2 protein-coding genes are annotated in these 1,075 nt (G+C 66.0%); both read right to left on the bottom strand.

Features of this window, described 5'->3' with window-relative positions:
• Window positions 1-731, bottom strand: a 731-nt coding sequence (locus tag MOV75_RS39375) for a condensation domain-containing protein (protein WP_247008234.1), incomplete at its 3' end; no start/stop codon positions are given.
• A gap of 49 nt (window positions 732-780) precedes the next feature.
• On the bottom strand, window positions 781-1,075 hold a 295-nt coding region (locus tag MOV75_RS39370), incomplete at its 5' end, for a phosphopantetheine-binding protein (RefSeq protein WP_247008233.1).

The following is a 1,075-nucleotide window of genomic DNA, read 5'->3' as shown; positions in this document are numbered from 1 at the left end:
GGCCGCGCCCGGTCGATCGGCAGCTGGAGCACGGCTGGATCGGCGAGACGCCGGGTCCAGTAGTCGACCTGCCGCACGCCATCGACCGCGCTCATCCAGAGCCGCTGCCATTCGGCGTAGTCGGCGTACCCGATCTCCGGCTCCGGCAGGGCCGGTGTTTCACCGCATGCAAATGCCGCGTACAGCGTCCAGAATTCATCGACCAGCACGCCCATCGACCAGCCGTCGGTCACGATATGGTGCAGGCTGACGACGAGGAAGTGGTCGTCCTCGTTCAGCGTCAGCAACGCCGCGCGCATGAGCGGACCGGCTTCCAGATCGAACGGCAGCGAGGCTTCCTGCCGCGCCAGCAAACGCGCCTGCCCTTCGCGGTCATCGCCATCGAGGGTCACGTGCCGCAACGCGACTGGTTGCGGATCGCGGACAAACTGTTCGGCTTGCTCTCCTTCCTGTCGAAATACCGTGCGAAGCACGCTGTGGCGGACGACGAGCGCATCGAACGCCTGTTGCAACGCGCGTGGTTGCAGCTTGCCGCGCACACGTAGCGCCGCCGAGATGTTGTAGGCGGCACTGCCCGGATCCATCCGCCACAGGAACCAGAGGCGCGATTGCGCAAAGGACAGCGGCGCCCGCTTGCGCTCCTGGCGCACGATCGGCAGCATGGCGAGGTTGACGCCCTTCGCCGCGAGTTGCGAGAGGAACGCGTGCCGCTTGCCGGCATCGAGGCGCATCAGGCGCCGTGAGATGTCGTGCAGCTGCTGCTTTTGCGTGGTTGCCGTGTCACTCATCGGACAGTTCGACTTCCTTCAACATGTCGAGCATCGCGGCGATGTCGCCGCTCCGCTTGTCGGTCTCGCTCTCCAGGCCCAGCGCAGCCGCCATGGTTTCAACGGTCGTCATTTCAAACAGACGGTTGAGCGGCAGGTCGTGGCCGAGATCGCGCTTGATGCGGCTGACGAGCTGGACGGCGATCAGGGAATCGCCGCCGAGCTCGAAGAAATTGTCGGTGACGCCGATCTTGGGCTGGCGCAGCAGGTCGGCCCAGATCGCAGCCAGCGCCGCCTCGGCCGGCGTG

Origin of the sequence: Bradyrhizobium sp. PRIMUS42, from assembly GCF_023006515.1 — a bacterium.
In the GTDB taxonomy this organism is placed as follows: Bacteria; Pseudomonadota; Alphaproteobacteria; order Rhizobiales; family Xanthobacteraceae; genus Bradyrhizobium.
The sequence above is the reverse complement of the archived record's forward strand: the minus strand, read 5'-3'. Positions and strand labels throughout refer to the sequence as shown.